We start from the raw sequence: 1,175 nt of genomic DNA, 5'->3' as shown, positions 1-1,175 counted from the left end.
TGTGGGAGATTCTATGGTTGGGGGGAAGCCCCCAAAACCGCTTTCGACTGGTATTCGCTTAGGTTTTTCATGAGGGAGAACGCGATACGCGCCAGCTTGCGAGCAATGATAACCAAGGCCTGAGTCGTTTTCAGGCCTCTGGCCAGATAGCCTTCATAGAGCGGTTTCCAAGCGTTTGACTTGATACCTGCTGACGCCGCGTTATGCAGCAATCGACGGATCTCCGAGTCTCCTTTTTTACTCAGTGAGCGACGTCCGCTCATTTGCCCCGAGTCAGATACTCTCAAGTCCATTCCCAGGAACGCGATATAGGCATCGGCACTTTCAAACTCGCCTCGTTGAAACGCCATCGTGAGCGCTACCGCAGTGAGAAAACCAATCCCCTCAACGGCTTGGCAGCGTTTGATCTGATGCAAGAGGCCCGCCTCAGTGACGGCATCTAATATCCGTTTTTCAATAAGCCCTTCATGTCTCGCAAGGCAGGCTGCGACACTTTTTGATGAAGCCTTAAGGAGTGGTTCACCTGCCCAGCTTTGGTTAAGGCCAACCCGCATTTTCACCAACGCTGCCCGTCGGCGAAGCAAGCTTTGAAGCTTGGTATAGATCTTCGGCGGCGGGTTCCAGGCACGTAAATCAGCCTGCTCATTTTTCAAATAACGGGCCAGTAAACGCGCATCGCTGGCGTCTGTCTTCGCCCGCCCACCCGTGCTTTTGCGGTAGTGATTAAGGCGGTAGCCATCAATCACATAAACCTTATGGCCCATCCCGTAGGCCAAATTGACCGTATCCAGGTGATAGATATTGGTCGCCTCAATCGCGATGGCACTGTCCACGGGGAGAGATTTGAGCCACGCCCTCAGCTCGGTTTTGTTGTTGGGCACAATCTTCAATTCGTCTGTTTCAATGTGACAAACCACAACTTCAGCCTTAGCGACATCCACGCCGATGATTGATTGCAAGACAGTCATTGCCATGAAAAACGCTCCGGGTTAGGGTTTATGGGCTTGTCGGGGCTTCACCGTTGCGCTGGCTTGCTTCTATCGTCGGTCATGGCCGATGCATTCCTTATCGGCGCTTTGGTGAAGGGGTGGGGCGAAGTCTCCCACGGTCTGTACTGGCTAGAGTCAGATGCTGGCTTTTAGTCCCACCACCCCTACAAGTCTAACCATACAAGC

Annotated in this window: 1 protein-coding gene; it reads right to left on the bottom strand. The window is 52.9% G+C overall.

Annotated elements, in window-relative coordinates; translation table 11 throughout:
* Positions 1 to 11: 11 nt before the first annotated feature.
* A complete protein-coding gene (locus HYE77_RS30695) occupies positions 12 to 974 on the bottom strand; it encodes an IS110 family transposase (protein WP_177070353.1) in 963 nt (320 codons plus the stop codon).
* Positions 975 to 1,175 lie beyond the last annotated feature (201 nt).

The organism is Pseudomonas sp. IPO3774 (assembly GCF_013386835.1).
Taxonomy (GTDB): Bacteria; Pseudomonadota; Gammaproteobacteria; order Pseudomonadales; family Pseudomonadaceae; genus Aquipseudomonas.
The sequence above is the reverse complement of the archived record's forward strand: the minus strand, read 5'-3'. Positions and strand labels throughout refer to the sequence as shown.

Bases quoted from the DNA above. Each gene is read 5' to 3' on its own strand.
- HYE77_RS30695 (WP_177070353.1), bottom strand. From the start codon at position 974: ATGGCAATGACTGTCTTGCAATCAATCATCGGCGTGGATGTCGCTAAG.